The 25,721-nt window shown below is 64.1% G+C and carries 25 protein-coding genes; 15 read left to right on the top strand and 10 right to left on the bottom strand.

What is annotated here, in order from left to right; all coding sequences use genetic code 11:
* Positions 1-17 precede the first annotated feature (17 nt).
* Both clpA and EPO50_RS17245 read left to right on the top strand, forming a co-directional pair.
* Entirely contained in the window at positions 18-2,339 is a 2,322-nt protein-coding gene (clpA, locus tag EPO50_RS17240) for an ATP-dependent Clp protease ATP-binding subunit ClpA (protein WP_296346229.1), read from the top strand.
* Entirely contained in the window at positions 2,336-2,509 is a 174-nt protein-coding gene (locus EPO50_RS17245; RefSeq protein ID WP_020695521.1) for a hypothetical protein, read from the top strand. Before clpA ends, EPO50_RS17245 begins: the two co-directional genes overlap by 4 nt.
* 4 nt (positions 2,510-2,513) lie before the next feature.
* Here the strand turns inward: EPO50_RS17245 and EPO50_RS17250 are convergent, their stop codons facing one another.
* Both EPO50_RS17250 and EPO50_RS17255 read right to left on the bottom strand, forming a co-directional pair.
* Positions 2,514-3,692 (bottom strand): GNAT family N-acetyltransferase, encoded by a 1,179-nt coding sequence (locus EPO50_RS17250; protein ID WP_296346232.1) that lies wholly within the window; start codon positions 3,690-3,692, stop codon positions 2,514-2,516.
* 434 nt (positions 3,693-4,126) lie between these two features.
* Positions 4,127-7,822 (bottom strand): vitamin B12-dependent ribonucleotide reductase, encoded by a 3,696-nt coding sequence (locus EPO50_RS17255; protein ID WP_296346234.1) that lies wholly within the window; start codon positions 7,820-7,822, stop codon positions 4,127-4,129.
* A gap of 301 nt (positions 7,823-8,123) precedes the next feature.
* On the opposite strand from EPO50_RS17255, the gene EPO50_RS17260 reads away from it, so the two are divergent.
* Genes EPO50_RS17260 through EPO50_RS17275 form a run of 4 tightly spaced genes read left to right on the top strand, consistent with a single transcriptional unit; the run spans position 8,124 to position 9,641 of the window.
* Entirely contained in the window at positions 8,124-8,474 is a 351-nt protein-coding gene (locus EPO50_RS17260; protein WP_296346235.1) for an NADH:ubiquinone oxidoreductase subunit NDUFA12, read from the top strand.
* Between the two features lie 26 nt (positions 8,475-8,500).
* Positions 8,501-8,950, top strand: coding sequence for an outer membrane lipid asymmetry maintenance protein MlaD (mlaD, locus tag EPO50_RS17265; protein WP_296346237.1), 450 nt, complete (start codon positions 8,501-8,503; stop codon positions 8,948-8,950).
* On the top strand, positions 8,950-9,177 hold the full coding sequence (locus EPO50_RS17270) for a hypothetical protein (RefSeq protein ID WP_020695533.1): 228 nt from the start codon (positions 8,950-8,952) through the stop codon (positions 9,175-9,177). The genes mlaD and EPO50_RS17270 overlap by 1 nt, the downstream gene beginning before the upstream one ends.
* Positions 9,174-9,641 carry a DUF2155 domain-containing protein gene (locus tag EPO50_RS17275; protein ID WP_296346239.1) on the top strand — a complete coding sequence of 156 codons (468 nt, stop codon included), beginning with the start codon at positions 9,174-9,176 and terminating at the stop codon, positions 9,639-9,641. The genes EPO50_RS17270 and EPO50_RS17275 overlap by 4 nt, the downstream gene beginning before the upstream one ends.
* On the opposite strand, the gene aat is transcribed toward EPO50_RS17275, so the two are convergent.
* From aat to EPO50_RS17300, 5 genes are all read right to left on the bottom strand, one after another.
* A complete protein-coding gene (gene aat / locus EPO50_RS17280) occupies positions 9,578-10,228 on the bottom strand; it encodes a leucyl/phenylalanyl-tRNA--protein transferase (protein ID WP_367268050.1) in 651 nt (216 codons plus the stop codon). The two genes, EPO50_RS17275 and aat, sit on opposite strands and share 64 nt — an antisense overlap.
* Before the next feature lie 7 nt (positions 10,229-10,235).
* Positions 10,236-11,579: an acetyl-CoA carboxylase biotin carboxylase subunit gene (gene accC / locus EPO50_RS17285; RefSeq protein WP_296346241.1), complete on the bottom strand. Its 1,344-nt coding sequence runs from the start codon at positions 11,577-11,579 to the stop codon at positions 10,236-10,238.
* A 13-nt stretch (positions 11,580-11,592) separates the two neighbouring features.
* Positions 11,593-12,054 (bottom strand): acetyl-CoA carboxylase biotin carboxyl carrier protein, encoded by a 462-nt coding sequence (gene accB, locus EPO50_RS17290; RefSeq protein WP_296346243.1) that lies wholly within the window; start codon positions 12,052-12,054, stop codon positions 11,593-11,595.
* Positions 12,055-12,076: 22 nt separating this feature from the next.
* Positions 12,077-12,547, bottom strand: a complete 471-nt coding sequence (gene aroQ, locus EPO50_RS17295) for a type II 3-dehydroquinate dehydratase (protein ID WP_296346244.1) — start codon at positions 12,545-12,547, stop codon at positions 12,077-12,079.
* Positions 12,548-12,608: 61 nt separating this feature from the next.
* A complete protein-coding gene (locus EPO50_RS17300) occupies positions 12,609-13,070 on the bottom strand; it encodes a MarR family transcriptional regulator (protein ID WP_296346245.1) in 462 nt (153 codons plus the stop codon).
* 53 nt (positions 13,071-13,123) lie between these two features.
* Here EPO50_RS17300 and hppD point away from each other — a divergent pair, with 53 nt between their 5' ends.
* The 5 genes from hppD to EPO50_RS17325 are packed head-to-tail and all read left to right on the top strand — an operon-like array spanning position 13,124 to position 18,525.
* Positions 13,124-14,215, top strand: a complete 1,092-nt coding sequence (hppD, locus tag EPO50_RS17305) for a 4-hydroxyphenylpyruvate dioxygenase (RefSeq protein WP_296346246.1) — start codon at positions 13,124-13,126, stop codon at positions 14,213-14,215.
* A gap of 9 nt (positions 14,216-14,224) precedes the next feature.
* On the top strand, positions 14,225-15,373 hold the full coding sequence (locus EPO50_RS17310; RefSeq protein ID WP_296346247.1) for a homogentisate 1,2-dioxygenase: 1,149 nt from the start codon (positions 14,225-14,227) through the stop codon (positions 15,371-15,373).
* Positions 15,374-15,388: 15 nt separating this feature from the next.
* A complete protein-coding gene (locus tag EPO50_RS17315) occupies positions 15,389-16,381 on the top strand; it encodes a fumarylacetoacetate hydrolase family protein (RefSeq protein ID WP_296346248.1) in 993 nt (330 codons plus the stop codon).
* Positions 16,382-16,411: 30 nt separating this feature from the next.
* The gene (gene maiA, locus EPO50_RS17320) at positions 16,412-17,056 is read left to right on the top strand and encodes a maleylacetoacetate isomerase (protein ID WP_296346249.1); all 645 of its coding nucleotides are present in this window, start codon (positions 16,412-16,414) and stop codon (positions 17,054-17,056) included.
* Entirely contained in the window at positions 17,053-18,525 is a 1,473-nt protein-coding gene (locus tag EPO50_RS17325; protein ID WP_296346250.1) for a hypothetical protein, read from the top strand. Before maiA ends, EPO50_RS17325 begins: the two co-directional genes overlap by 4 nt.
* Here EPO50_RS17325 and EPO50_RS17330 read toward each other — a convergent pair.
* Positions 18,522-19,301, bottom strand: coding sequence for a DsbA family protein (locus EPO50_RS17330; RefSeq protein ID WP_296346251.1), 780 nt, complete (start codon positions 19,299-19,301; stop codon positions 18,522-18,524). The two genes, EPO50_RS17325 and EPO50_RS17330, sit on opposite strands and share 4 nt — an antisense overlap.
* A 22-nt stretch (positions 19,302-19,323) precedes the next feature.
* On the bottom strand, positions 19,324-20,703 hold the full coding sequence (locus EPO50_RS17335) for a M48 family metalloprotease (RefSeq protein ID WP_296346252.1): 1,380 nt from the start codon (positions 20,701-20,703) through the stop codon (positions 19,324-19,326).
* 124 nt (positions 20,704-20,827) lie between these two features.
* Here EPO50_RS17335 and EPO50_RS17340 point away from each other — a divergent pair, with 124 nt between their 5' ends.
* From EPO50_RS17340 to EPO50_RS17355, 4 genes are read left to right on the top strand one after another with little or no spacing between them, the layout of a single operon-like run.
* Positions 20,828-22,066, top strand: a complete 1,239-nt coding sequence (locus EPO50_RS17340) for a gamma-glutamyltransferase (protein ID WP_296346253.1) — start codon at positions 20,828-20,830, stop codon at positions 22,064-22,066.
* A gap of 12 nt (positions 22,067-22,078) precedes the next feature.
* Positions 22,079-23,230, top strand: a complete 1,152-nt coding sequence (locus EPO50_RS17345) for a pyridoxal phosphate-dependent aminotransferase (RefSeq protein WP_296346254.1) — start codon at positions 22,079-22,081, stop codon at positions 23,228-23,230.
* A complete protein-coding gene (locus EPO50_RS17350; RefSeq protein WP_296346255.1) occupies positions 23,227-24,174 on the top strand; it encodes a lysozyme inhibitor LprI family protein in 948 nt (315 codons plus the stop codon). The genes EPO50_RS17345 and EPO50_RS17350 overlap by 4 nt, the downstream gene beginning before the upstream one ends.
* An 18-nt stretch (positions 24,175-24,192) precedes the next feature.
* Positions 24,193-25,188: a lysozyme inhibitor LprI family protein gene (locus EPO50_RS17355; RefSeq protein WP_296346256.1), complete on the top strand. Its 996-nt coding sequence runs from the start codon at positions 24,193-24,195 to the stop codon at positions 25,186-25,188.
* 7 nt (positions 25,189-25,195) lie between these two features.
* On the opposite strand, the gene EPO50_RS17360 is transcribed toward EPO50_RS17355, so the two are convergent.
* Positions 25,196-25,672 (bottom strand): nuclear transport factor 2 family protein, encoded by a 477-nt coding sequence (locus EPO50_RS17360; protein ID WP_296346257.1) that lies wholly within the window; start codon positions 25,670-25,672, stop codon positions 25,196-25,198.
* Positions 25,673-25,721 lie beyond the last annotated feature (49 nt).

Below are 25,721 nucleotides of genomic sequence, written 5' to 3' on the forward strand. Positions count from 1 at the left end.
TCTGCCGAGGTGGTTCGATGTCCATGCTGTCCAAGAACCTCGAGAAGTCCCTGCATCGCGCTTTCGGCCTCGCTGGCGAGCGCCGCCACGAGTACGCGACGCTCGAGCATCTGCTGCTGGCGATGACGGAGGACGAGGATGCGATCCCCGTGCTCAAGGCGTGCGGCGTCGATATCGACCGCCTGCGCCACGATCTCGAAACCTTCGTCGACAATCGCCTGAAGGGCATCATTACCCAGACGCCCAGCGAGCCGCTGCCCACGGCAGGCTTCCAGCGGGTGGTCCAGCGCGCCGCAGTCCATGTGCAGTCGTCGGGTCGTAAGGAAGTGACCGGCGCTAATGTGCTGGTGGCGCTGTTCTCCGAACGCGACAGCCACGCCGTGTCGTTCCTCGAGAATCAGGGTATGACCCGGCTCGATGCCGTCGACTACATCAGCCACGGCAAGGCCAAGGTACCGGGCCGGGCCCGCGCGCGTCGTGTCTCTGGTTCGGAAGAGGAGAATGGTGCCGAGCCCAGCGCCAAGCAGGGCAACGAGGCACTGGCCGCCTATTGCGTCGATCTCAACCAGAAGGCCCGCGACGGTCGCGTCGATCCACTGATCGGCCGCGAGCACGAGGTCGAGCGCACCATCCAGGTCCTGTGCCGCCGCACCAAGAACAATCCGCTCTATGTCGGTGAGCCCGGCGTCGGCAAGACGGCGATCGCCGAGGGACTGGCGCGCAAGATCATCGATGGCGAAGTGCCCGATGTCCTGAAGGAATCGGTGATCTACGCGCTCGACATGGGTGCGCTGTTGGCCGGCACGCGTTATCGCGGTGACTTCGAGGAGCGGCTGAAGGCCGTCCTCTCGGAGCTGAAGAAGAAGCCGAACTCGGTGCTGTTCATCGACGAGATCCACACGATCATCGGCGCCGGCGCCACCTCCGGCGGCTCGATGGATGCGTCGAACCTGCTGAAGCCCTCGCTGCAGTCGGGCGACCTGCGCTGCATCGGCTCGACGACCTACAAGGAGTACCGCAACTACTTCGAGAAGGATCGCGCCCTGGTTCGCCGCTTCCAGAAGATCGACGTGCCGGAGCCTTCGATCGGCGACGCCGTCGAGATTATGAAGGGGCTGAAGCCGGTCTACGAGAAGCATCACCACGTGAGCTACACCGACGACGCCATCAAGGCCGCCGTCGAGCTCTCGGCGCGCTACATCCACGACCGCAAGCTGCCGGACAAGGCGATCGACGTGATCGACGAAGTCGGTGCGGCGCAGATGCTGCGCACCCCGGACCTGCGCAAGACCACGATCGAAGTGCCGGACATCGAGGAAATCGTCGCCAAGATCGCGCGCATCCCGCCCAAGAGCGTGTCGAAGGACGACACCGAGCTGCTGCGCAACATCGACCGTGACCTCAAGACCGTCGTGTTCGGCCAGGACCGCGCGATCGACCAGCTCTCGGCGTCGATCAAGCTGGCCCGCGCCGGCCTGAGGTCGCCGGAGAAGCCGATCGGCAGCTACCTGCTGGCCGGCCCGACCGGCGTCGGCAAGACCGAGGTGACACGCCAGCTCGCGCGCCTGCTCGGCCTCGAGGTCATCCGCTTCGACATGTCGGAGTACATGGAGCGCCACAGCGTTTCGCGCCTGATCGGTGCGCCTCCGGGCTATGTCGGCTTCGATCAGGGCGGCCTGCTCACCGACAAGGTGAACCAGCATCCGCACTGCGTCGTGCTGTTCGACGAAATCGAGAAGGCGCATCCGGACGTGTTCAACGTCCTGTTGCAGGTGATGGACTACGGCAAGCTGACCGACCACAACGGCCGGACGGTCGACTTCCGCAATGTCATCCTCTGCATGACGACCAATGCCGGCGCCGCCGACATCGCCAAGCCCGCGCTGGGCTTCGGCCGTGAACAGCGGCACGACGAGGACGACGAAGCGATCAACCGGCTGTTCGCGCCGGAGTTCCGCAACCGTCTCGACGCGATCATCAAGTTCGCGAGCCTCGGCCCCGAGTCGATGGGCAAGGTGGTGGACAAGTTCGTGGCCGAGCTCGAGGTCCAGCTTGCCGACCGCAAGGTGTTCATCGAGCTGAACGACAAGGCGCGCAATTGGCTGGCGGAGAAGGGCTACGACAAGCTGTTCGGCGCCCGGCCGCTCGCCCGCGTCATCCAGGAGTACGTGAAGAAGCCGCTGGCCGAAGAGGTGCTGTTCGGCAGGCTCTCCGACGGCGGCACGGTGCGGGTCGATACCGAAGGCGAGGGCGATGCCACCAAGCTCGCCTTCACCTTCCTGCCACCGGAGCGCGGAGCGCTGCCGCCGGCTAGCCAAGAACCCGTTCTGGCCGAGTGAACGCTTTTCGGCCTCTCTGGATCGCCCTCCGCGCCGCGGTGCTCGCCACCGCGGTGTTCTGGGTGGCGTTGTTCCTCGTCGACAAGATCGGCTGGCAGGCGCCGCTCGGACTTACCGAGCAGCTGCTTTTCTTCGTGATCTTCTTCATCGGGGTGCTGATGACCAAGTAGGTCGTCAGCCCTCGTTTTCTTTCCTGAACGGCGAATACTGCATCAGACCTTCGATCTCCTGCTCGACAGCAGGACGCTCGCGCTTGAGATAATCGTCGATGGCACGGCGGAAGCCGGGATCGACGATCCAGTGGGCGGAGAAGGTCGGCACCGGTAAATAGCCACGCTGGATCTTGTGGTCGCCTTGGGCGCCGGCCTCGACGCGTGCCAGGCCGTGGGTGATCGCATAGTCGATCGCCTGGTAGTAACAGGCTTCGAAGTGCAGGAAGGCGTGGCTTTCCAGGCAGCCCCAGTAGCGGCCGTAGAGCGTGTCGTCACCCTTGAGGTTGAGCGCGCCACCGACTGGCCGGCCGTCGGCCTCGGCCATCACCAGCACGACCTTGTCGGCCATGGTGGCGCCTAGAATGTCGAAGAAGGAGCGGGTGAGGTAGGGCGACCCCCACTTGCGGCCGCCGGTGTCCATGTAGAAGGCGAAGAAAGTATCCCAATGCTCAGGGGAAATCTCGTCGCCGCACAGCGCCCGGACGGTCAGGCCCTCGCGTCGTACCTGTTCGCGTTCCTTGCGGATGGCCTTGCGCTTGCGTGACGCCAGGGCACCCAGGAAATCGTCGAAGGTGCGGTAGCCGTCGTTGTGCCAATGATACTGCTGGCCGAGTCTCAGCAGCCAGCCGCGCGCGCCGAAGCGCTTCCAGTCGGCCTCGGTGCAAAAGGTGACATGGACCGAGCTGATATTGTTGTCGCCGGCGACCTTGGCCAGCATGTCGATCATCGCGTCGCGCACCGCCTCGGCATAGGGGCCGGGCCGGGCGAAGAGCCGTGGACCGGGTACCGGCGTGAAGGGCACTGCGACCTGCAGCTTCGGGTAATAGCGTCCGCCGGCGCGCTCCAGGGCCTGTGCCCAGCCATGGTCGAACACATATTCGCCCTGGGAATGGCCTTTCACATAAAGCGGCGCTGCGCCTTGCAAGGTGCCGTCGGCCGCTTCGGCCAGGAGATACTGAGGCTGCCAGCCGGTGCGTCGACCGACCGACTTGGAGTCCTCGAGCGCCTTCAGGAACCCGTAACTGAGGAAGGGATTGCCGGCCGAGCCGGGTGCCAGTGCGCAGGCATCCCACTGGGCGGCATCGACGGCGGCCAGCGAATCGACAATGCGCAGGCCGATGGTCGGGGTGTCATCCGGCATGCCTACAGCATAGCGTGAATCGTGCCAGGAAAAGGGCGAAGAGATCTCGCAGTTTTTCTTGGCTGGCTTGCGAACGGAATCCGATGAAGCCGCAAAGAAAAAAGTCCGGCAGACCGAAGTCGCCGGACGCTTTAGCTAGTTTCGCCTTTCCGCCCTGGCAAGCCAGAGCGTCGGATCGGCTTATTGCTCGTCTTCTGTAAGGTGGCTTCCGGTGGGGCCCCTTGAGGGGCGCCCACACGGAAGCCGAAAGGCGTTGGTTAGAGGGGCCAAAGTAAACTTTGGCCTACGCCCTTTCCTATTTACTGCTTCTTCTTCTTAGCAGCCTTCTTCTTAGCAGCCTTCTTCTTAGCAGCCATAACTGTCTCCTATGGTTAGCTATGAGGTCCCCAACCGTGAGGCCCCCGGGGTACGCGGGTACGCTACGCCACGCATGCTCAACTGCATCCGGTAGTACCGCCGCAGGCCGTGCATTTGAGGCACGTCCCGTTGCGGACCATCGTGAAGTTGCCGCATTCCGGACAGGCATCCCCTTCGTAACCCTTGAGCTTCGCCTCGAAGGCGAGACCCGAGGGCGAGGAGGATGCTTCTCCGCGCGCGACGCCGACGACGGCCGCCTTGGCGATGTGCGCCGTAGCGACGGCTGGGCCGTCCGTCAGTCCGTTGGGCAGGGGGCCGGCCGCGATCGCTTCGTTGGCGATCGCGACATTGCCGGCCGTCCGGCCATTCAATACGTAAAGGTTGCTGCGCATGTAGCCGACGCTGGCGATGCGGCTCACTGCGGCGGCGGCTGCTTCGGCAGCATCGGTGCCCGGAACCGGCAGCTCGCCCTGGATCTCGCCGCGGCCGACGCCGTCCGGCTGAAGATCGGCCTGCTCGACATGCGAGAGATCGTTGCGCCCGAGATAGGAGATCGCGAGCTCACGGAAGATGTAGTCGAGGACCGAGGTCGACATCTTGATGGCGTCGTTACCTTCGACCAGGCCTGACGGCTCGAAGCGCGTGAAGGTGTAGGCCTCCACGAACTCCTCGAGGGGGACGCCGTACTGCAGGCCGATTGAGATCGCGATGGCGAAGTTGTTCATCAGGCTGCGGAACGCCGCGCCTTCCTTGTGCATGTCGACGAAGATCTCACCGACCCGGCCATCCTCGTATTCGCCCGTGCGCAGGTAGACCTTGTGCCCGCCGACGATGGCTTTCTGCGTATATCCCTTGCGGCGCTGCGGCAGCCGCTCGCGGCCGGCGCGAACTTCGCGTTCGACGATGCGTTCCACGATCCGCTCGGCAATGATCGGTGCCCGCGCAATCGGCGGCATGTCGGCGAGATCGTCGTTAGCGGCGAGATCGTCGCCGAGAACCATGGCGGACAGCGGCTGCGAGAGTTTCGAACCATCGCGATAGAGCGCGTTGGCCTTCAATCCGAGCTTCCACGACATCTCATAGGCCTTGCGGCAATCCTCGACCGTAGCTGCGTTTGGCATGTTGATGGTCTTGGAGATGGCGCCCGATACGAACGGCTGGGCTGCAGCCATCATGCGTATGTGACTCTCTGCAGACAAGCAGCGCTTGCCATCTCGTCCACAGGGATTCGCACAATCGAACACAGAAAGATGCTCGCGACGAAGATCGACAGCGCCTTCGATGCTCATCGTCCCGCACGCGTGGATGTTCGCGGCAGCGATATCGCTCTTGGAGAAGCCGAGGCTCGCAAGGATGTCGAGGCTGCTGTCGGCGAGTGCGACGTCGTCGAGGCCGAGCACGTCGCGGCAGAAGGCGTCGCCCAGAGTGTAGCGGTTGAAGGCGAAGCGGATGTCGAAGGCGGTGGCGATCGCCTGGTCGACGCGCTTCAGCGTCGTGGCATCGAAACCGCGTGCCGCAAGGCTCTGATGGTTGATGGCCGGCGCTGCTTCGAGCGATCCATGGCCCACTGCATGGGCAACGATGCGATCAATTGCGGCCGCGCCATAACCCAAGGTGCGCAGCGCCAGGGGGACGGTCTGGTTGATGATCTTGAAATAGCCGCCGCCGGACAGTTTCTTGAACTTTACGAGCGAGAAGTCGGGCTCGATGCCAGTGGTGTCGCAATCCATCACCAGGCCGATCGTGCCGGTTGGCGCGATCACCGAGACCTGGGCGTTGCGGAAACCGTGCCGTTCGCCGAGTTCCAGCGCCCGGTCCCAGGCATGACGGGCCGCGACGATCAACCGTTCGTCCGAGCAATTGGCGGCGTCGAGCGCAATCGGCAGGGTGGAAAGCGCTTCGTAACCGCCGCGGGCGCCTTCGGCAGCGCGGCGGTGGTTGCGGATGACCCGCAGCATCGCCTCGCGATTGGCGGCGAAGCCGGGGAACGCGCCCATCAGACCCGCCATTTCCGCCGAAGTCGCATAGGCAGTGCCGGTCATGATCGCGGTCAGGGCGCCGGCGATGGCGCGACCCTTGGCGCTGTCGTAACCGAGACCCGACGCCATCAGCAGGGCGCCGAGATTGGCGTAGCCCAGGCCCAGGGTGCGGTACTCAAAAGAGAGTTCGGCGATCCGGCGAGATGGGTACTGCGCCATCATCACCGAGATTTCGAGCACGACTGTCCACAGGCGGCTGGCATGCTCGAGGGCGCCGACATCGACTGAGCCGTCTTGCCGGCGGAACCGCATGAGGTTCAGCGAGGCGAGGTTGCAGGCCGTGTCGTCTAGGAACATGTACTCCGAGCACGGATTGGAGGCGTTGATGCGCCCCGATTCCGGGCAGGTGTGCCAGTCGTTGATCGTGGTGTCGTATTGCAGGCCGGGGTCGGCCGAGTGCCAGGCGGCTTCGGCGATCTGGTCCCACAGGGCCCGCGCGCCGACTGTCCGGCAGACATTGCCGGTGGTGCGCTCGGTCAGCGCCCATTGCCGGTCAGCCTCGACCGCGCGCAGGAACGTATCGGTTACCCGCACCGAGTTGTTGGCGTTTTGACCGGAGACAGAGGCATAGGCTTCCGATTCCCAATCCGCATCGAACGTCGGGAATTCGATGTGCCGATAGCCCTGACGCGCGAACTGGATGACCCGCTGGATGTAGTTTTCCGGCAGTTCGGCCTGGCGGGCAGCGACGATCTCGCGCCGCAGCTTCGGGTTCTGTCGCGGATCGAAAGCGCCATCGCCAGCCATGCCGCTGTCGAGGCAAGCCTGCATGACGGCGTTGAGGTGGCGGTTGGCCAGACGGGAGCCGGCGACCAGGGCGGCCACCTTCTGCTCCTCGAGCATCTTCCAGGCGATGAAGTCCTCGATATCGGGGTGATCGATATCGACCGTCACCATCTTGGCCGCGCGCCGGGTCGTACCGCCCGACTTGATGGCGCCGGCCGCGCGGTCGCCGATCTTGAGGAACGACATCAGGCCGGACGACTTGCCGCCGCCCGACAAACGCTCGTCGCTGCCGCGCACCTTGGAGAAGTTGGAGCCGGTGCCGGAGCCATACTTGAAGAGACGCGCCTCGCGGACCCAGAGGTCCATGATGCCGCCTTCGCTCACCAGATCGTCGGAGACGCTCTGGATAAAGCAGGCGTGCGGCTGTGGCCGCTCATAAGAAGAGTCCGACAGGTAGGTCTGGCCGTCGCGATGGTCGACATACCAGTGACCCTGGCCGGGACCATCGATGCCATAGGCCCAATGCAAGCCGGTGTTGAACCACTGCGGCGAGTTGGGCGCGCAAACCTGCGCCGCCAGCATGTGGCAATGTTCATCGTAGAAGGCGCGTGCATCGTCTTCGCTGTCGAAGTAGCCGCCTTTCCATCCCCAGTAGGTCCAGGCACCGGCCATCCGGTGGAATACCTGCCGCGCGCTCATCTCGCTGCCGTAGCGTTCGGCTGCGGGCAGTTCGGCGAGGGCAGATTCGTCGGCTACCGAACGCCACAACCATTCCGGTACATCGGCCTCGGCAACGCGCACCATGCGCGCGGGCACTCCGGCGCGGCGGAAATACTTCTGCGCCAGGACATCGGCCGCCACTTGCGACCACTCGGCCGGTACGTCGACATCCTTGAGCTGGAAGACGATCGATCCGTCGGGATTGCGAATTTCGGAATCGGCAGCACGAAACGCCATCCCTTCGAATGGCGATTTTCCTGCTTGCGTGTACCGACGCTCGAAGCGCATCGACGATCCCCCGTGCCCAATTCCCGTCGTTCAATCCCTGTCGCGGGCAATGTTCGATCACTTTCGAACACGCACATATGGGCACGCGATGATAGTAAATTACAAAATCTTGTGTGCGCAACTATATTTTGTAGACCACCATGTTGATGATACTAGATGATGCAAGCGCGCAACAGGTGACTGAGTTACGCGATTCGCATGACGACGAACGATGCGAATCATGTCTCGATCACGTCGCGTTGCACGCGATGAAGCGCCCGCGTACAAGCGGCGCGGTCACTTACGACAACGTGGTTGGTCCATGACTATCGGCACCTGGCTCTTCACCAAGATGCGTGGCGAACTCGTCGGCACGGATGGCGAGGGCAATCGTTACTACCTCGACAAGCGCACCATTCCGGGCCTGCGGCGCAAGCGCTGGGTGATCTACAACGGCGTTGCCGAAGCCTCGCGCGTTCCGCCCGAATGGCATGGCTGGCTGCACCACACGACCGATGCCATCCCGTCTGCCAGTGATGCGTCGCGCAAGCCGTGGCAGAAGGAGCATCTGCCGAACCTTACTGGTACCGACCATGCTTACCGGCCGCCCGGCCATACGCTCTCCAGTGGTGAGAAGCCGAAGCCGCCTTACGAGGCATGGCGTCCAGGTTGACGAGAGCGGCAGCGAAGGAGACGAGGGTGGGCCGCAATATCGTCGAGACGATCATAGGTGCGTTGGTCCTCGTGGTGGCCGGCGTCTTCGTCTTCTATGCCTTTGCAAAATCGGATCGCAGCGGTCCGGATGGCTATGAAGTCATCGCCCGCTTCGGGCGTATCGATGGGTTGAAGCGCGGCGCCGATGTAACGTTGAGCGGGGTCAAGGTCGGCGCCGTCACGGGTTTCAATCTCGATCCCAAGACCTACCAGGCCGTCGTACGGCTCGCGGTCTCGTCCAACGTCAACCTGCCGTCCGACACCAACGCCAAGATCGTGAGTGAATCGCTGCTGGGCGGTGTCGTGGTGGTGCTCGAGCCCGGCAACGACAAGACGATGATTCGCGCCGGCGGCGAGATCAACCATACGCAGGATTCGATCCCACTCACCGAACTGATCGCCAAATTCATGTTCGGAAGCGCAGGGAGCAAATGATGAATGCTCATGCCCCCAAGGCACCGCCGGTGTGGCGGCAACCGGATGGCAAGCCGGTCTCGTGCCTCGAAAAGATCAAAGTCCTCAATCAGAACATCCAGGAGATCGAAACCCTCTGCGCCGACGCGCTGGAGGACGGAGTTCTGATGGGATGCGACGCGAGCCAGATCAAGCAGGCGCTTCACGAGTTGATCGACGGACTCGCGCCACCGCACGCCAAGAAGTGAGCTTGCGCACCTTCCTCATAGCGGCCGCGATCGTGGCCTGTGCCGCTGCGGCTGCTCCCGCATCCTATGCTCAAACCCAGACTCAGGTCCCGCAACGACCCGGCAATGCCAACTTGCGGCCGATCCCGGAGGGGCCGGGGACACGCTCGGCTGAGCTGCAAGGGCTCGACAAGGTGACGGCGCGGACCCAGCGTTTCTATGCGCCGGTCGGACAGACGACGCGCTTCGGCACCCTGGAGATCAAGGTCGATGATTGCTTGGTGAACGTGCCGGAAGCGCCGCCGGAGTCCGTCGCCTATCTCACCATCACCGATCACAAGCCTGGCCAGGCGGAGGAGAAGCTGTTCGCCGGCTGGATGTTCGCCTCGACGCCATCTCTCTCCGCGCTCGACCACGGCGTCTACGATGTGCGCGTGCTCTCCTGCACGATGGCGCAGGGATCGACACCACCCAGCTCGCGCTGAAACGTCGCCGTCCGATCGATTGCCTGGGCCAGCAGCACCTTAAAGTCGTCACGCGGGATCTCGACGGCGCCGAAACTCCGCAGATGCTCGGTCATGAACTGACAGTCGAGCAGGCGGAAGCCACCTTTGATGAGGCGCGCCACCAGGTGGACAAGCGCCACTTTCGAGGCGTCGCGCTGGCGCGAGAACATGCTCTCGCCGAAGAAGGCCGCGCCCACCGAGACACCGTAGAGCCCGCCGACCAGCTTGCCGTCGACGCGACACTCCACGCTATGGGCGTGGCCGCGCCGGTGGAGCTCGGTGTAGAGGTCGACGATTGGTTCGTTGATCCAGCTCTCGGGATGGCCCGGCCGCGGCTCGGCGCAGGCGCGGACGGTCTCGGCGAAGGCCGTATCGGCGCTCACGTCGAAGTGGCCGGCTCGAACGGTACGGGCGAGGCGATGCGGCAGGTGAAAGCCATCGAGCGGAAGCACCGCGCGCAGCCGCGGATCGAGCCAGTAGAGCTTGGGATCGTCGCGGCGCTCGCCCATAGGGAAAACGCCAATACGGTAAGCCTGCAGCAGGAGGTCGGGCGTGATCTCCAGCATGCCGCCGCTACTTCTTCAGGCCGACCAGCTTCTCCAGCCAGTGGATGTCGTAGTCGCCGTCGATGAAGGCCTGCTCGCCGATGATGCGACGGTGCAGCGGTATCGTCGTATCGATGCCGCCGATCACGAACTCTTCGAGCGAACGGCGCAGGCGCATCAGGCACTCGTTGCGCGAAGTGCCGTTGACGATGAGCTTGGCCACCATCGAGTCGTAGTAGGGCGGCATGACGTAGCCGGTGTAGAGGCCGGAATCGACGCGCACACCGAGGCCACCCGGCGGGTGATAGTCGACGATCTTGCCGGGGCAGGGGATGAAGGTCTCGGGGTGCTCGGCGTTGATGCGGCACTCGATGGCGTGACCCTGGATGACGATGTCCTTCTGGGTCATGCCGAGCGGTGCACCGGCAGCAATGCGAATCTGTTCACGCACCAAGTCGATGCCGGTCACCGCTTCGGTGATCGGATGCTCGACCTGCAGGCGTGTGTTCATCTCGATGAAGTAGAACTCGCCGTCCTGAAACAGGAACTCCAACGTGCCGGCGCCGCGATACTTGAGCTTGCGGACGGCGTCGGCGGCCAACTCGCCGATCCTGTTGCGCTGCTCGGTATTGAGGGCAGGCGAGGGGGCTTCCTCCAGCACTTTCTGGTGACGGCGCTGCAGTGAGCAGTCGCGCTCGCCCAAATGCACGCCGGCGCCGAGGCCATCGCCCAGCACCTGGATCTCGATATGGCGCGGCCGGGCGAGATACTTCTCGACGTAGACGGCGTCGTTGCTGAAGGCCGCCTTGGCTTCGGCGCGCGCCAGCGAGAAGGCTTCGGCCGCTGCTTCGGGGCTCTCCACGACCTTCATGCCGCGTCCGCCGCCGCCGGCCACGGCCTTGATCAGCACCGGCCAGCCGATCTTTTCACCAAGGGCGATGATTTCTTCCAATGATTCGACCGGACCGGGCGAGCCCGGCACCAGGGGCAGGCCAAGATCGTGCGCGGTCTGCTTGGCCACGATCTTGTCGCCCATCATCGAGATGTGCTGCGGCGTCGGGCCGATGAAGGTGAAGCCGTGCGCCTCGACCGCTTCGGCAAAGCGGGCATTCTCCGACAGGAAGCCGTAGCCGGGATGGATCGCATCGACGCCGGCGATGGTCGCGGCGGACAGGATCTGGGGAATGTTGAGATAGCTGTCGCGTGCGGGCGGCGGTCCGATGCATACCGACTCGTCGGCCAGCCGCACATGCATGGCGTCGCTGTCAGCCGTCGAATGTACCGCGACCGTCTGGATCCCCATCTCGCGGCAGGCGCGATGGATGCGGAGCGCAATCTCGCCGCGATTGGCGATCAGGACCTTGTCGAACATCCCCGCGGGGCCCTTACTCGACGACCATCAGCGGCTCGCCGAATTCCACCGGCTGGGCATTCTCGACCAGGATCGACGTCACGGTGCCGGCCTTGGGCGCCTTGATGGGATTGAAGGTCTTCATCGCCTCGATGATGAGCAGTGTCTGGCCGGCCGTCACCTTGTCGCCGACGGCGACGAAGTTGGGCTTGCCGGGCTCGGGCGCCAGATAGGCGGTGCCCACCATCGGCGACTTCACGGCGCCGGAATGCTTGGCGATGTCTGCGGCGCCGGCGGCTGCCGGGGCGACAGCTGCGACGGCCGCAGCGGCGAGAGGGGCGGCCATCTGGACGGGAGCAGCGGTCATCGTCACGGCCGGACGGGCGACGCGGATGCGGCGCTCACCATCGGCCAGTTCGATCTCGCCGAGATGGGTCTCTTCCAGGATCTCCGCCAGCTTGCGGACGAACTCGGTATCCATCTCGAATTTTGCCATGGAGAAGCGCTCCCGATGTTTGTCAGCGTGCCAGCAGACGCGCCAGCGCCTGGAGGGCGAGAAGATACCCCTGCGTGCCCAGTCCCGCGATCACGCCGACCGCAGCCGGGCTGATGTAGGACCGATGGCGGAAGCTCTCACGCTTGTAGATGTTGGACAGGTGGACCTCGATGGCCGGCAGCTCGGCGGCATTCAGCGCGTCGAGCAGGGCAACCGAGGTATGGGTGTAGGCGCCGGCGTTGATGACGATGCCGGCATTCTTCTCGCGTGCCGCCTGAATAAGGTCGACCAGCACGCCTTCATGATTGCTCTGGGCAAATTCGACATCGAGGCCAAGCCGATCCGCTTCCGCGCGGCACGCCTTTTCGACGTCGGCCAGCGTTTCGCGGCCGTAGATTTCCGGCTGTCGCTTACCCAGCATGTTGAGATTGGGCCCGTTGAGCACCAGCACCGGCTTGCTGGCCGGTGGGCGCCGGGCGGCCTTTGCGGCCAATCCTGCCTCCCATAGAAGAGGCGGGCGTTATAGCATGGGGAGTCGGCCCGACAAGGCGGCCTCAGGCCGCCTTTCTCAACAGTTTGGCGTGGGCGAACAGCCGATCACACAAGCCGTTGAGGGTTTCGCGCTCCTCCGGGGAGAGGGCCTGGTAGAGTTCGCCCTCGTAGCCGAGGGCCAGGGGAACGATCCGGGCGTGCATGGAGCGGCCTTTGGCGCTCAGCCGCAAGGACGCCCGCCGGCGGTCGTTGAGGTCGGTCGCCCGCTCGATCAGGTCCCGTTTCATGAGCCCGGCCACCGCCCGGCTTACCGCCACCTTGTCCATGACGATCCGCTGTCCCACCTCAGAGGCGGTGAGGGGGGCGAAGCGCCCCAGGGCGGCCATGACCCGCCATTGCGTGACGCTCAACCCGAACGGCTCTGCGTAGAGGTCGTGCAGGGATTCACTCACAAGCTGGGCCAGGACGGACAGGCGGTAGGGGAGAAAATTCTCCAGTTCGAGGGCTTGCAAAGCGTTCGGCATAATAGTTACATTTGAAACTAATTCAGCATACCGGTCAATCTCGGGAGGTCATCATGGCGAGCATCGGCGATCGCAATGTCCTGGAGATCGATGAAATCAATCCCATGGGGACCGACGGCTTCGAGTTCGTCGAATATACCGCGCCCGATCCGGCGGCGCTGGGCGCGCTGTTCGAGAGCATGGGCTTCACCAAGGTGGCGCGGCATCGCTCGAAGGATGTCTCGCTCTATCGCCAGGGCGATGTGAACTTCATCGTCAATGCCGAGACGGAGAGCTTCGCCCAAGGGTTCGCGCGTGTGCACGGACCCAGCGTCTGCGCCATTGCGCTGCGCGTGAAGAATGCGGCCTTCGCCTACAAGCGGGCGCTGTCGCTCGGCGCCTGGGGGGTAGAGGGCAAGGTCGGGCCTATGGAGCTCAATATCCCCGCGATCAAGGGCATCGGCGATTCGCTGCTCTATCTCGTCGACCGCTATGGCGAGCGGGGCTCGATCTACGACGTCGACTTCGAGTACCTGCCGGGCGTCGATCGCAACCCGAAGGGTGTGGGGCTCACCTATATCGATCACCTGACCCACAATGTGCATCGCGGCCGCATGGACGAGTGGGCGGACTTCTACGAACGGCTCTTCAATTTCCGCGAGGTCCGCTACTTCGACATCGAAGGCAAGCTGACCGGCCTCAAGTCCAAGGCGATGACCAGCCCGTGCGGCAAGATCCGCATCCCGATCAACGAAAGCACCGACGACAAGTCGCAGATCCAGGAATATCTCTCGGCCTATCACGGCGAGGGCATCCAGCACATCGCGTTGGGCACGCACGACATCTACGAGGCTGTCGAGACGCTCAAGACCAAAGGCGTACCGTTCCAGACGGTGCCGGACACCTACTACGAGCAGATCGACAAGCGCCTGCCGGGCCACGGCGAAGACCTCGACCGGCTCGCGCGCAACCGCATCCTGGTCGACGGTGCCCCGACCGAAGGTGGCGGGCTGCTGCTGCAGATCTTCACCCAGACGGTGATCGGGCCGATCTTCTTCGAGATCATCCAGCGCCGCGGCAACGAAGGCTTCGGCGAAGGCAACTTTCGCGCCCTGTTCGAGTCGATCGAACTCGACCAGATTCGCCGCGGCGTGCTGAAAGCATAGGAGGAAACCATGGCCAAGAACTGGATCCCGCTGCGCCAGGTCGAAGGCACGGCCTCGCGTCAGGCCCATGTGCGGTTGCCCGAAGGCACCTACGAGCGCGAGATCAGCAAGGAGGGCTTCTTCGGCCCTTCGGCGCAGTTCCATCACAAGCACAAGCCGACGGACTGGATCGACTTCGACGGCCCGATCCGGCCTCGTGCGCTCGATCTCAACAAGCTCGTGACGGCCAAGGTCAATCCCTGGAACGCCGAACTCGTGATGAGCAACGCGCACCTGCAGATGCGCATCTGGCGGCTGGACAAGGCGATGCCCGAGCTGGCGCGCAACAGCGACGGCGACCAGCTCCTGTTCGTCCACGAAGGCCAGGGCGCCCTGTTCTGCGACTATGGCCACCTCGATTACAGCGAGGGTGACTACCTGGTGATCCCACGCGGCACGATGTGGCGCCTGGAGCCGGCCAAGCCCACTGTTTCATTGATGATCGAGGCGACCAACGACCATTTCACTCTGCCCGAAAAGGGACTGGTCGGACGCCACGCCATCTTCGATCCGGCGATACTCGACACGCCGCACATCGACGATGCCTTCCGCGCCCAGCAGGACGAGCGCACCTGGAAGGTGTCGGTGAAGCGGCGCAACCAGCTTTCGACGGTGACCTATCCGTTCAATCCACTCGATGCAGTGGGCTGGCATGGCGATCTGAGCATGGTGCGCATCAACTGGCGCGATTTGAGGCCGCTGATGAGCCACCGCGCCCACCTGCCGCCGTCGGCGCACACGACCTTCATGGCCGGCCGCTTCGTCGTTTGCACCTTCGTGCCGCGGCCGCTCGAAAGCGACCCGGAGGCACTGCGCCTGCCATTCTTCCACAACAACGACGATTTCGAGGAAGTGATCTTCTATCACAAGGGCAGCTTCTTCAGCCGCGACAACATTCATCCCGGCATGATGACGGTGCATCCGACCGGCTTCACGCATGGGCCGCATCCCAAGGCCTTCAATGCCGCCACCAAGGGCGGCAAGACCGAGACGGACGAAGTTGCCGTCATGATCGACACGCGCGATGCCATCGATGTCGCGCCCATGCCGGCCGGTGTCGAGTTCGAAGGGTATGTGAAGTCCTGGCGACCGGCGGACGTCAAACAGGCAGCAGAGTAGGGGGAAATCCAAACAATGAAGCTGGGATCGCTGAAGGAAGGCGGCCGCGATGGCACGCTGATTGTGGTCAATCGCGCGCTGACGCGGGCCGTGCGCGCCGCCAATGTGGCGCCGACCCTGCAACGGGCGCTAGACGACTGGGCCGCCGTCGAACCTAAGCTGCAGGCGCTGGCCGCACAGCTCGAGAACGACAAGGCACCGGGCACGTTCGCGGTCGATACGACGGCGCTCGCGGCGCCGTTGCCGAGGGCTTATCAATGGGCCGACGGGTCGGCCTACGTCGTGCATGTCGAGCTGGTCCGCAAAGCGCGCGGCGTCGAGATGCCGCCCTCCTTCTGGACGGACCCATTGATGTACCAGGGCGGCTCGGACTCCTTCACTGGCCCCAACGATGCGATCGAGATGGCAGACGAGGCCTGGGGCATCGACTTCGAAGGCGAGATCGGTGTGATCGTCGACGACGTCCCGATGGGCGTGTCGGCGCAGGCAGCGCGCAAGCACATCAAGCTCGTGACGATCTTGAACGATGTCTCGCTGCGCAACCTCATCGTGACCGAGTTGGCCAAGGGCTTCGGTTTCTTCCACGGCAAGCCCGCCACGGCTTTCGCCCCCGTCGCCGTGACGCCGGACGAACTGGGCGATGCCTGGGATGGCGGCAAGGTCAACCTGCCGCTGATCTCGACCCTGAATGGCAAGGAATTCGGCCATCCGAATGCCGCCACAGACCTCACTTTCGACTTCGGGCAGCTCATCGCCCATGCGGCCCGGACCCGTCATCTTGAAGCAGGGACGGTCGTTGGTTCTGGCACGGTCGCGAACCGAGATGCAGCCGTGGGCTGCTCCTGCATTGCCGAGCGCAGGGTCCGTGAGACGATCGACGGCGGCAAAGCCGTGACGCCCTTCATGTCGTTCGGCGATCAGATCCGCATCGAAATGTTCGATCGTGCCGGCAAGTCGATCTTCGGCGCCATCGACCAGAAGGTCGTGCGCTACACGCCACCGACCTGAGCCGTGCTAGAGTGACCGCGGGAGGCGGTCATGAAGCTTATCGGCTATTTCCGGTCGTCCGCGGCGTTCCGCGTACGCATTGCGCTCAACCTCAAGGGAATCGAGGTCGAGCATGCGTCGCGGCATCTGCGCAAGGGTGAGCAGGCGGCTCCCGACTATGTTGCCCTGAACCCGCAGAAACTGGTGCCTGCATTCGTGCTGGACGATGGGGCCGTGCTTACCCAGTCGCTGGCGATCATGGAATATCTTGAGGAGACGCATCCCGAGCCTGCGCTGCTGCCCAGGGATCCGGTCGGCCGGGCCAAGGTGCGGGCGCTTTCGCTGATCGTCAGCGCCGATATCCATCCGATCCAGAATCTGCGGGTCATGGGCTATCTGCGCGAAAAGTTCGGCCAGACCGAGGAAAGCGCCTTCGCCTGGTCGCGCCACTGGATCGAAACCGGTTTCGACGCTTACGAAGCGACGTTGGGCAAGGGGCCGGAGGCCGGCACCTTCAGCTACGGCAACTCGCCGACCATGGCCGACATGTGCCTGGTGCCGCAGGTGTTCAATGCGGCCCGGTTCAAGGTCGACATGAAGCGCTATCCGACCATCCAGCGGATCTACGACGCCTGCATGAAGCATCCGGCCTTCGACGCAGCCCAACCCTCGAAGCAGCCGGACGCCGAACCGTGAAAAAAGCCGTTGTCGTTGTTGCCGCGCTCCTTGTCATTCTCGTGGGGGCAGGCGCAGTCGCCGTGCCCTTTGCCGAAGACTATGCCGCCCGCCACATCAAGGCCGGACTGGCGCAGAATGGCCTCGAAGTCGAAAGCGTGAAGGTCCATCTGCTCGAACGCAGCATCGCAATCGACAAGATTGCCAGCCTCAATGGCAGTGTGAAGATCGGGGGCTGGAAGGTCGAAGGCCTCGTCTGGCCGTTCGAGGAAATCAGACAGGGACGCTTGCCGCTCGACGGCTTGAACTGGGGTGATCCATTGAAGGCGGATCGTCTGCATCTCAGCGACGTGCGCCTCGCCGATCCCGACGAGGGCGGTGCGTGGACGATCAAGGAAGTGGTCGCGACCGGGCTCGATTTGCCGCGCTACGACCCGGTCTACGACGGGCCCTTTCGTAGTCAGGTCCTGACGGCTCGTCTGCTGCGCGCCCTCTCGGCGAAGCAGATCGAGCAGACGGAACTTGCCCACATCAGCATCGACGAGACATCGGTAGCCGCCCGCAAGCTCGTCGTTGCCGACTACGTGCAAGGCCTGATCGGCAAGCTCGACGTCGAGGAGGCGAAGGCGGGAAGCACTGGGGCGAAATCACCGGAGCTGACTTTGGGGGAATTGCGGGCCTCGCGGATCGACTTGCGACGCTCGCTCGACCTCGCCTCGTCGATCGACTGGGAGCCGGGCATGCCGATCGGCCGCGTCCCAGTCGGTTTTGCAGAGCTTTCGGGCTTCGGCGGCAATCTGATGACCCAATACGGCCTGTCGCTGGGCAAGATCACCATCGAAACGACCGCCGAGAGCCGCGATATCAGCCGCTCACGGCTGCGCGTCGAGGGGTTCGTGCTGGCGCCCTCGTGGCGCAGCGTCCAGGCGATGGCCACGCGCATGGTCCTGCAAGCCATGAATCTCGATGCGGTGCGGCTCGATTTCGACTGCAGCGCCGTCGACGATCGCGCCCGCCACGAACTGAGGGTGGACGACTGCAAGCTGGGCGGGCCAAATCTTGCCGATCTTTCCTTCACGGCGCGCCTCGTCGATATCGACGAGGAATTCTGGGAGGCCGTCGACTTCGGCGAAGTCTACGCTTTGCTGGGCACCAAGGCCGCACTTGCGGCGGCCAAGCTGACGATCGCCGACAAGGGGCTGCTGCAACGCAGCCTGCAGGCCAAGGCGAAGCTCGGAGGCAAGGACGCCGCTGCCGAACGCGCGGAACTCGCGAACGAGATCAGGCGTCATCAACCACATGGCGTGCTGATCACGCAGGACATGACCAAGCTGCTCGACACTGTCGCGCGCTTTGTCGAGCAGGGTGGCACGCTCACGCTCGACACGACCCCTCAGCCGGCGCTCGGGCTGGACAAGCTGGAATATCTCGGGAGGCCCGGCGCCGATCTGGTCAATGCGCTGGGCCTGACGGCAACCTTGTCCCGCTAGCTCTTGCTCTTGCGGGCTTCGGCAATGAGCTGCTTCAGGGTGGCAGCGTCGATCGCACCGGGGACGAACTGCTTGCCGACCACGAAGGCCGGCGTACCGCGTACGCCCAGCGCATTCGCGAGCGCGATGTTGCGATCGATGATCTCCTTCAGCTTCGGCTCTTCCATGTCCTTCTGAAGCTGGGCCATGTCGAGGCCGACCGACGTGGCGATCTCGAGAATGCGATCGCGATCGAGCTTGCCGTTGTACTCCATCAGGGCGTTGTGCAGTTCCGTGTGCTTACCCTGCTTCACGGAGGCGAGGGCGGCGAGGGCGGCGATGCGCGAGGGTTCACCCAGGATCGGCAGGTCCTTGTAGATGATCTTGACCTTGCCGTCGGCGCTGGTGACCGACTTCACCGCCTGATGGGCACGCTTGCAGTAGGGGCACTGATAATCGTTGAACTCGACCATTGTGACATCGCCCGTGGGGTTGCCGCCGATCGGGCTGTCGCCGTCGCCGAACAGGGCGGCGTCGTGCTGGGAGATCGCCTTTTGGGCGACGGCATCGCGCTGGGTGTCCTGCTTGCGCTCCAGCTCCTGCATCGCTTCGACCAGCACTTCGGGATTGGCGAGCAGATAGGCGCGGATGCTCTGGCCGAGGTCGGCTGGGACGCTCGATGCGTTCGGCGCGGCGGCGGCGGGTGAAACCGCGCTGCCGGGGGCGCCGGTACGTGTGGCGACCAGGGCGCCGACCACGATCAATCCGAGAGAAATGGCCAGAAGAAATGAGCGCATTGTCTTGTCTCCAAGGCCGGCGCTACTTGCGCGGCCGGCTATTGATATAGGCTTTGAGATCCTGGGCGCGCTGCCATGCCGGCGTGCCTGCCGGCAGTTGACGCGCGGCGGTGTCGGCATGGCTCTGCGCTTCGGCACGCTGGCCGCGCAGGGACGCCATCTCGGCGCGGGCAAGCGAAGTCATGCCGGGATTGTTGAGCTTCGAGTAACCCGAAGCCATGAGCCGCCACAGTTCGAAGCTGTCGGACTCCTGTTGCATGGCGAGTTCGAGGTTGCGCACGGCCTCGCGATCGTTTTCGACGTTGTTGGTGTCGAGCAGCGCACGGGCGAAGTCTATCTTCACGATGGCGGCCGACGGCAGGAGCTGCACGGCGCGGCGATACGAGGCAATCGATTCGGCAGCCCGCCCATTCTCATAGAGCATCTGGCCCCTGACTTCGTGGAAGTACCCGTCGTTGGGATATTCCTTCAACAGCCCGTCGATGGTGAGCAGGGCCGAGCCCAGCGCGCCCTTGCGGTAGAGCGCAATGGCACGGGCGTAGCGTGCCGGCACGGCGCGATCGCCTTCGACATAACGCGACAAGGCGAGGTCGGGCGCGATGAAGCCATAGAGCTTGGCAACCATGCGCTGATGCAGCATCACGAACTGCGGTGTATCGGGGGTCTTGAGGTAGGAAGAATTCTTCGCTGCCTGCTCGAAGGCCGCAATTCGCTCGGGTGTCAGCGGATGGGTGGTGAGGTAGGGGTCGCGCCGATTGATGGCGAGCTTCTCTTCGCGCTGCAGGATGCGCAGAAATTCGATCGTGCCTGTCGGCGACTGGCCTGTGCGCTGCAGGTAGCTGATGGCAGCCTGGTCGGCCGCGCTTTCCTGTGTCTGTGTGTATTTGAGGAAGGACATCAGCGAGCCCGGCGCCATCGGCTTGCCGCCCATGCCGCCCGAACCGGCGGGGCCACCGACGCCGCCGCCGCCACCGCCGATGGCACCGCCCGCCATGGCACCGCCGGCCAAGATGGTCTCCAAAATCTGCAAGGTCGACAGGCTGCGCAGCTCTTCCTGCATGCGGGCCAGATGGCCGCCCGCAATATGACCGCTTTCATGGGCCATGACGCCGATGAGCTGGTTCGGCCGCTCCGTGCGCATGATCAGGCCGGTGTTGATGAAGATGCGCTGGCCGCCGGCCACGAAGGCGTTGAGTGAATTGTCCTGGACGAGCATGATCTCGACCCCATTAGGGTCGAGGCCGGCCGCTCTCCAGATCGGAACCGTGAAGGTGCGGATCGTGGATTCGATCTCGGCGTCGCGGATGAGATTGAGTCGTTGACCTTGCTGCGCTGTCGCGGCACGAAACGGCGCCAGCGCCAGAAGGGCGACACAGATGAGGGTAGTGATGCGTCTGAACACAGATGGCACGGGTCTGCAGAGGGCTAGAAACGGTCAGCGGTCGCGTCAACTATACAGTGCCGCCTTCGCGGCGGCTGCCATCTTCTTGCTGTCGGGTTGTGGCACAAATGAGACGAGCCGGGAGATGGATCGGGCCGCAAATGCCGCGAATCCAGCCGGGCTGTCGCCAGGACGGGGAGGTCTTTCACGGGTTGTTGCAACCGCATCCTTCGCAGCGGCTACCTCCGACGAGAGCCGCGCGACCGAGGTCGGGCGCGATATCCTGGCGAATGGAGGCAATGCCACCGACGCCGCCGTCGCCATGTATTTCGCATTGGCCGTGACTCTCCCGTCGGCCGCAAGTCTCGGCGCGTCGGGGGCCTGTATCGTCCACGACGACAAGACCAAGCAGGCGGAGTCGTTCGTCTTCGCACCGATCGCGGCTCCTGGACCGATCAAGGGCACATCGTTCTCCGTGCCGAACGGCGTGCGTGCCGTCACCTTGATGCATGTTCGCCATGGCTCGTCGCGCTGGGAGGCAGTGGTTGCCCCCGCCGAGCGGCTGGCGCGTTTCGGCGTGCCGGTCTCGCGGGCTTTGTCGCGCGATATGCAGGCCGGTGCCGGCATGCTTGGGGACAACGAGGCGCGTCGGGTCCTGGGCAATGCGCGTGAAGGAACCACGCTGGTCCAGGCCGAGCTTGCAGGGACGCTGGGCGCGATCCGCCAGCGTGGTGGCGCTGAATTTTTCCAAGGCCAGCTCGCACGGACCATCTCGGAGCAGATTTCCCAGGCCGGCGGCAGCATGCCGGTCGAGGCGCTGCGCAATGCCGTGCCGCAGGCGACGGCGCCGATAAGTGAGTCGCACTATCGTCGGCGGGTCTATGTCGCGCCGGCGCCGATGGCTGGTGCTTCGGCCCTTGCCGGATGGAAGGGCAGCGCGCCAGTCGGCGGCGTACCGGTCGATTCCAATGGCTTCGCGGGGCTGGCCGCGGTCGACGGCAAAGGCGGAGCGGCGGCCTGCGCGCTCTCCATGGGACAGCTCTTCGGCGCTCGTGTCATGGTTCCCAATACCGGCATCATGCTTGGCGCGCCGACGGCCGATGCGGCTGCGGTCAGCCCGCTCATCATCGCCAATCCCGGCAACGGTGAATTCACCTTCGCAGGCGCCGGCGGCGGTGCGGCGACAGCGGCCCAAGCCGTGGGTTGGGTGGCGCGCGGGACTATCGAGGAAGACAAGCCCCTGGCTTCCGTGCTGGCGCAACTGCGTGGGCAGGGGGGCTTCGTCAATGCGATTGCCTGTCCGTCTGGCCTGCGCGCGGACGGGAGCACATGCCGCGTCGCGGCGGATCCGGCTGGGGCAGGCCTCGCCGCAGTTACCCGGTAAGCGGCGATCATCATGTCGGGTAAGCTCTCGCGCCGCGCCGGCGGCGTCGATCCTTTCATTGTCATGGACGTGATGGCAGCGGCGGCCGAAAAGGAAGCCGCCGGCGATACCGTTATCCATCTCGAGGTCGGACAGCCCAGCACACCGGCGCCGAAGGGCGCGCTCGCGGCGGCTCATGCGGCGCTGGACAATGATCGCATCGGCTACGCTGCTGCTCTCGGCGTACCGGCGCTGCGCGAACGCATCGCGCGTCACTATCGCGACGTCTATGGCGCCGAGGTTTCACCCGACCGTGTGATCGTCACGACAGGTTCGTCGGGCGGCTTCCCGCTGGCTTTCCTGTCGAGCTTCGATGTCGGCGATCGTGTGGCGCTCGCAGCGCCTGGCTATCCGGCCTACCGCAACATCCTGACGGCACTGAACCTCGAGACCGTCGATCTGCCGACGTCGGCGGTCGATCGCTACCAGCCGACGGTCGAGGCATTGGAGAAGGCCGGCCGCATCGACGGGCTGATCGTAGCGAGCCCGTCCAATCCGACCGGCACGATGGTGAACCGCGCCGAACTCAAGGCACTGGCGGACTGGTGCAACGCCAAAGGCGTGCGGCTGATCTCCGACGAAATCTATCACGGTATCGTCTACGAGGGCGAAACCGCGTCGGCGGTCGAGATCACTGACAATGCGATCGTGGTCAACAGCTTCTCCAAGTACTTCTCCATGACCGGCTGGCGCGTCGGCTGGCTGGTCGTTCCGCCCGATCTGGTGCGACCGATCGAACGGCTGACACAGAACTTCTTCATCTCGGTGCCGACGCTCAGCCAGTACGCGGCGCTGGCTGCTTTCGAGTGTCGTGAGGAACTTGATGGCCATGTCCGCCGCTATCGCACCAATCGCGATCTCCTCATGGCCGGCCTGCCGGCGGCGGGACTCGACCGGCTGACACCGGCACAGGGCGCCTTCTACATCTACGCCGACGTTTCGCATCTCACCAACGACAGCCGAGAGTTCTGCCGGCTCATGTTGCGCGAGGCTGGTGTCGCGACGACGCCCGGCGTCGACTTCGACCGCGCCCGGGGGGCGGGGACGCTACGCATCTCCTTCGCCGGCTCGACCGCCGAGATGGAAGAGGCGGTGCGGCGCCTCAAGGCCTGGCGTCGCGCATGAGGAGGCTGGCGCCACTCCTGGCGCTCGCTGTCGTGTCGCCGGCATTCGCCCAGCAGAAGCCGAGCTTTGATTGTGCAAAGGCCGCCAGCCTGGCCGAAAGGGCGATCTGTGGCAGCGCCGATCTTGTTAGTGCTGACCGCGACATGGCAGCGATCTACAGGCAGCTGTTCAACCGGCTGTCCGGCGCGGCCAGGGAGCATTTGATCACGGACCAGTTGCGCTGGATCGCCGCCCGCAACGAAGCCTGTATCTATGAACCCACGCGGATGGATACCTGCCTCTGGGATTTCCATCAGAGGCGGATCGCCCAACTGAAGGAGTTGGGGCAGGGCAGCTATCCCTTTGTCGGCACCTATTGGCTGATCAGACACGACAGAATCGGCAACATCTTCTATCGCATCGAGGCAGCCTGGCCGCAGTTCGATGGAACAACGGCTGATTTTTCCGCGGTGAACCGCAGCTTTGCCGGGCGTGCGCGCGAATCGGCGGCCGAGGTCATGCCAGACACCAAAGCTGGCCGCGACGCTGCGAGCGAGGAATGGTCGAACGAGCAGACCTTCGAGCTTTCCTATCCCGGCCCTCGCGCCGTCGCGGTATCGACATCGCGATGGACGCGGATCGGTGATGAAGTCAGCCGCGGCGGCATCGAAGGGGCGTTGGTCGATTTGCGTACAGGGCGGTTCGCCGGCCCTACCGACGTCTTCAGCGGTGATTGGCTCGGTTTCTTGACGGCGCAGGTACTTGCCAAAGCCAGGTCGGTCGACGCCGGCAAACTCAAGACGCTCCTGCAGGAAGCGACGCCCTATCACTATCGTGCGGACCGGCTGGACCTGGTTTTCGAGCCGGGCGCAGTAGCACCCGAGGCCCAGGGACGGTTGACGGTTGCCGTGCCCTACAATGCGATTCGGAGTCTGCTGCGTGCCGACGGTCCCCTCGGTCGCTAACTCTGGAAGGAGATTGCGATGAGATTGTTTCTGGCGACTTCTTTCGCCGTTGCTCTGACGACGGCTACGGCAGCTCAGGCGCAGAGCGGGCCCAGTTTCGATTGTGCGAAAGCCTCCAATGTCGTGGAACGTGCGGTCTGCAAGGATGCAGACCTCGCCAAAGCCGACCGCGAATTGGCGAGCCTCTACACGGCGTTGCTGGGGCGGCTGACCGGGCCGGCCAAGGAGAGCCTGGAGAAGAACCAGGTGAGCTGGATCGTAAGCCGCAATCGTAGCTGCGGCGCCAGCGAGCCCGATATGACGACCTATTGTCTCAAGAAGAGATACGAGGAGCGGATTGCCGACCTCAAGGCATCCGGTACGGGTACCTATCCCTTCGTCGAGGCGCAGACGATTGAGAAGAAGGGCAAGGTCGGCAAGGTCAGCTATTCGATCGACATTCTCTATCCGCGCTTCGCCGGAAAGACAGCCGACTTCTCTGCGGTCAACAAGGTCTATGCCGACAATGCCGCCAAGGCGGCACGTGAAACCACTCCGACTTCTGATCCCGGCGTCGATCGTCCGCAGGAATGGTCGGCGATGGGCAGCTACGCTCTCTATCGTCCCGGCCCCGACGCCATCACGGTGGCGTTGGACTTCTGGAGCTATACCGGCGGGGCGCATGGCTATGGCGCCATCACATGCAAACTGGTCGACCTGCGTTCAGGCAAGGCCGTGGCCCCCGAGGCTGTGTTCGCGCCGGGCGATCAATGGTTGAAGGAGCTCGTCATTCTCACGGCCGCGGATCTCAAGAAGCAGTTTGTGGAGAATCCCGGTTTCGACGATGCCTTGAAGCCCGCGAGCCTCACCAAGCTTCTGCGCGAAGGCAGCCACTATTGCTGGCAGGCCGGCAAGCTGCAGCTTTACTTCAATCCCTACGAGGTCGGGCCATACGCTGCCGGCGCTTATACGGTCGACATTCCCTATGCGCGGCTGCGGCCGCATCTGCGCGCAGGCGGGCCTGTCGCCTTCTGATTCCAGGCTAATGCAGTTTGCGCCGGTCGCGGGTTGCGGCCAGTGAACTGGTGGGCGCGGGGCGTTCGGTCGCGACAGGCGGCACCGGGCCGGAGTGGTGGCTCGCCATGCGCCAGCCATCGCTCGTTCGTACATAGAGATTGCTCGCCATGAGCTGGCCGTTGGGCAGAATTTCCCGACAGATCACCAACGCCAGCCCCGGCCGGCCGACCACCCATTCCTCGGCGCAGCGCACGCGCGGCGCTTCCGGGTGCTTCATGATGGCGCGCCAGCTCGCCATGATCTCGGTGCGGTCATGAAGGGCGGCCTGCCCGGGATGAAGGCAAATCACCGAACCAGTCAGCGCCCAGATCTGATCCATCGCATTGGCATCACGATCGTTGAAGGCGCGGTAGAAAGCACGGTTGGCGGCCAGTACGGCGTCGCGTTCGTCGTCGTCGAATTCCGCCAGAAGCGGTGGCAGGCGAGGTGGACGGCGGGGCATTCGACCCTCGAAACTCCCGGGTTGCGCGCCACAGGATTAGCCGACAGAG

Origin of the sequence: Reyranella sp., from assembly GCF_004297405.1 — a bacterium.
In the GTDB taxonomy this organism is placed as follows: domain Bacteria; phylum Pseudomonadota; class Alphaproteobacteria; order Reyranellales; family Reyranellaceae; genus Reyranella.

Bases quoted from the DNA above. Each gene is read 5' to 3' on its own strand.
- EPO50_RS17250 (WP_296346232.1), bottom strand. From the start codon at position 3,692: ATGCCGGATGACACCCCGACCATCGGCCTGCGCATTGTCGATTCGCTG.
- EPO50_RS17310 (WP_296346247.1), top strand. From the start codon at position 14,225: ATGGCCAAGAACTGGATCCCGCTGCGCCAGGTCGAAGGCACGGCCTCG.
- EPO50_RS17355 (WP_296346256.1), top strand. From the start codon at position 24,193: ATGAGATTGTTTCTGGCGACTTCTTTCGCCGTTGCTCTGACGACGGCT.
- accB (WP_296346243.1), bottom strand. From the start codon at position 12,054: ATGGCAAAATTCGAGATGGATACCGAGTTCGTCCGCAAGCTGGCGGAG.
- hppD (WP_296346246.1), top strand. From the start codon at position 13,124: ATGGCGAGCATCGGCGATCGCAATGTCCTGGAGATCGATGAAATCAAT.
- EPO50_RS17345 (WP_296346254.1), top strand. From the start codon at position 22,079: ATGTCGGGTAAGCTCTCGCGCCGCGCCGGCGGCGTCGATCCTTTCATT.
- clpA (WP_296346229.1), top strand. From the start codon at position 18: ATGTCCATGCTGTCCAAGAACCTCGAGAAGTCCCTGCATCGCGCTTTC.
- EPO50_RS17260 (WP_296346235.1), top strand. From the start codon at position 8,124: ATGACTATCGGCACCTGGCTCTTCACCAAGATGCGTGGCGAACTCGTC.
- EPO50_RS17360 (WP_296346257.1), bottom strand. From the start codon at position 25,672: ATGCCCCGCCGTCCACCTCGCCTGCCACCGCTTCTGGCGGAATTCGAC.
- EPO50_RS17270 (WP_020695533.1), top strand. From the start codon at position 8,950: ATGAATGCTCATGCCCCCAAGGCACCGCCGGTGTGGCGGCAACCGGAT.
- aat (WP_367268050.1), bottom strand. From the start codon at position 10,228: ATGCTGGAGATCACGCCCGACCTCCTGCTGCAGGCTTACCGTATTGGC.
- accC (WP_296346241.1), bottom strand. From the start codon at position 11,579: ATGTTCGACAAGGTCCTGATCGCCAATCGCGGCGAGATTGCGCTCCGC.
- maiA (WP_296346249.1), top strand. From the start codon at position 16,412: ATGAAGCTTATCGGCTATTTCCGGTCGTCCGCGGCGTTCCGCGTACGC.
- EPO50_RS17330 (WP_296346251.1), bottom strand. From the start codon at position 19,301: ATGCGCTCATTTCTTCTGGCCATTTCTCTCGGATTGATCGTGGTCGGC.
- EPO50_RS17255 (WP_296346234.1), bottom strand. From the start codon at position 7,822: ATGCGCTTCGAGCGTCGGTACACGCAAGCAGGAAAATCGCCATTCGAA.
- EPO50_RS17340 (WP_296346253.1), top strand. From the start codon at position 20,828: ATGGATCGGGCCGCAAATGCCGCGAATCCAGCCGGGCTGTCGCCAGGA.
- EPO50_RS17300 (WP_296346245.1), bottom strand. From the start codon at position 13,070: ATGCCGAACGCTTTGCAAGCCCTCGAACTGGAGAATTTTCTCCCCTAC.
- EPO50_RS17315 (WP_296346248.1), top strand. From the start codon at position 15,389: ATGAAGCTGGGATCGCTGAAGGAAGGCGGCCGCGATGGCACGCTGATT.
- EPO50_RS17350 (WP_296346255.1), top strand. From the start codon at position 23,227: ATGAGGAGGCTGGCGCCACTCCTGGCGCTCGCTGTCGTGTCGCCGGCA.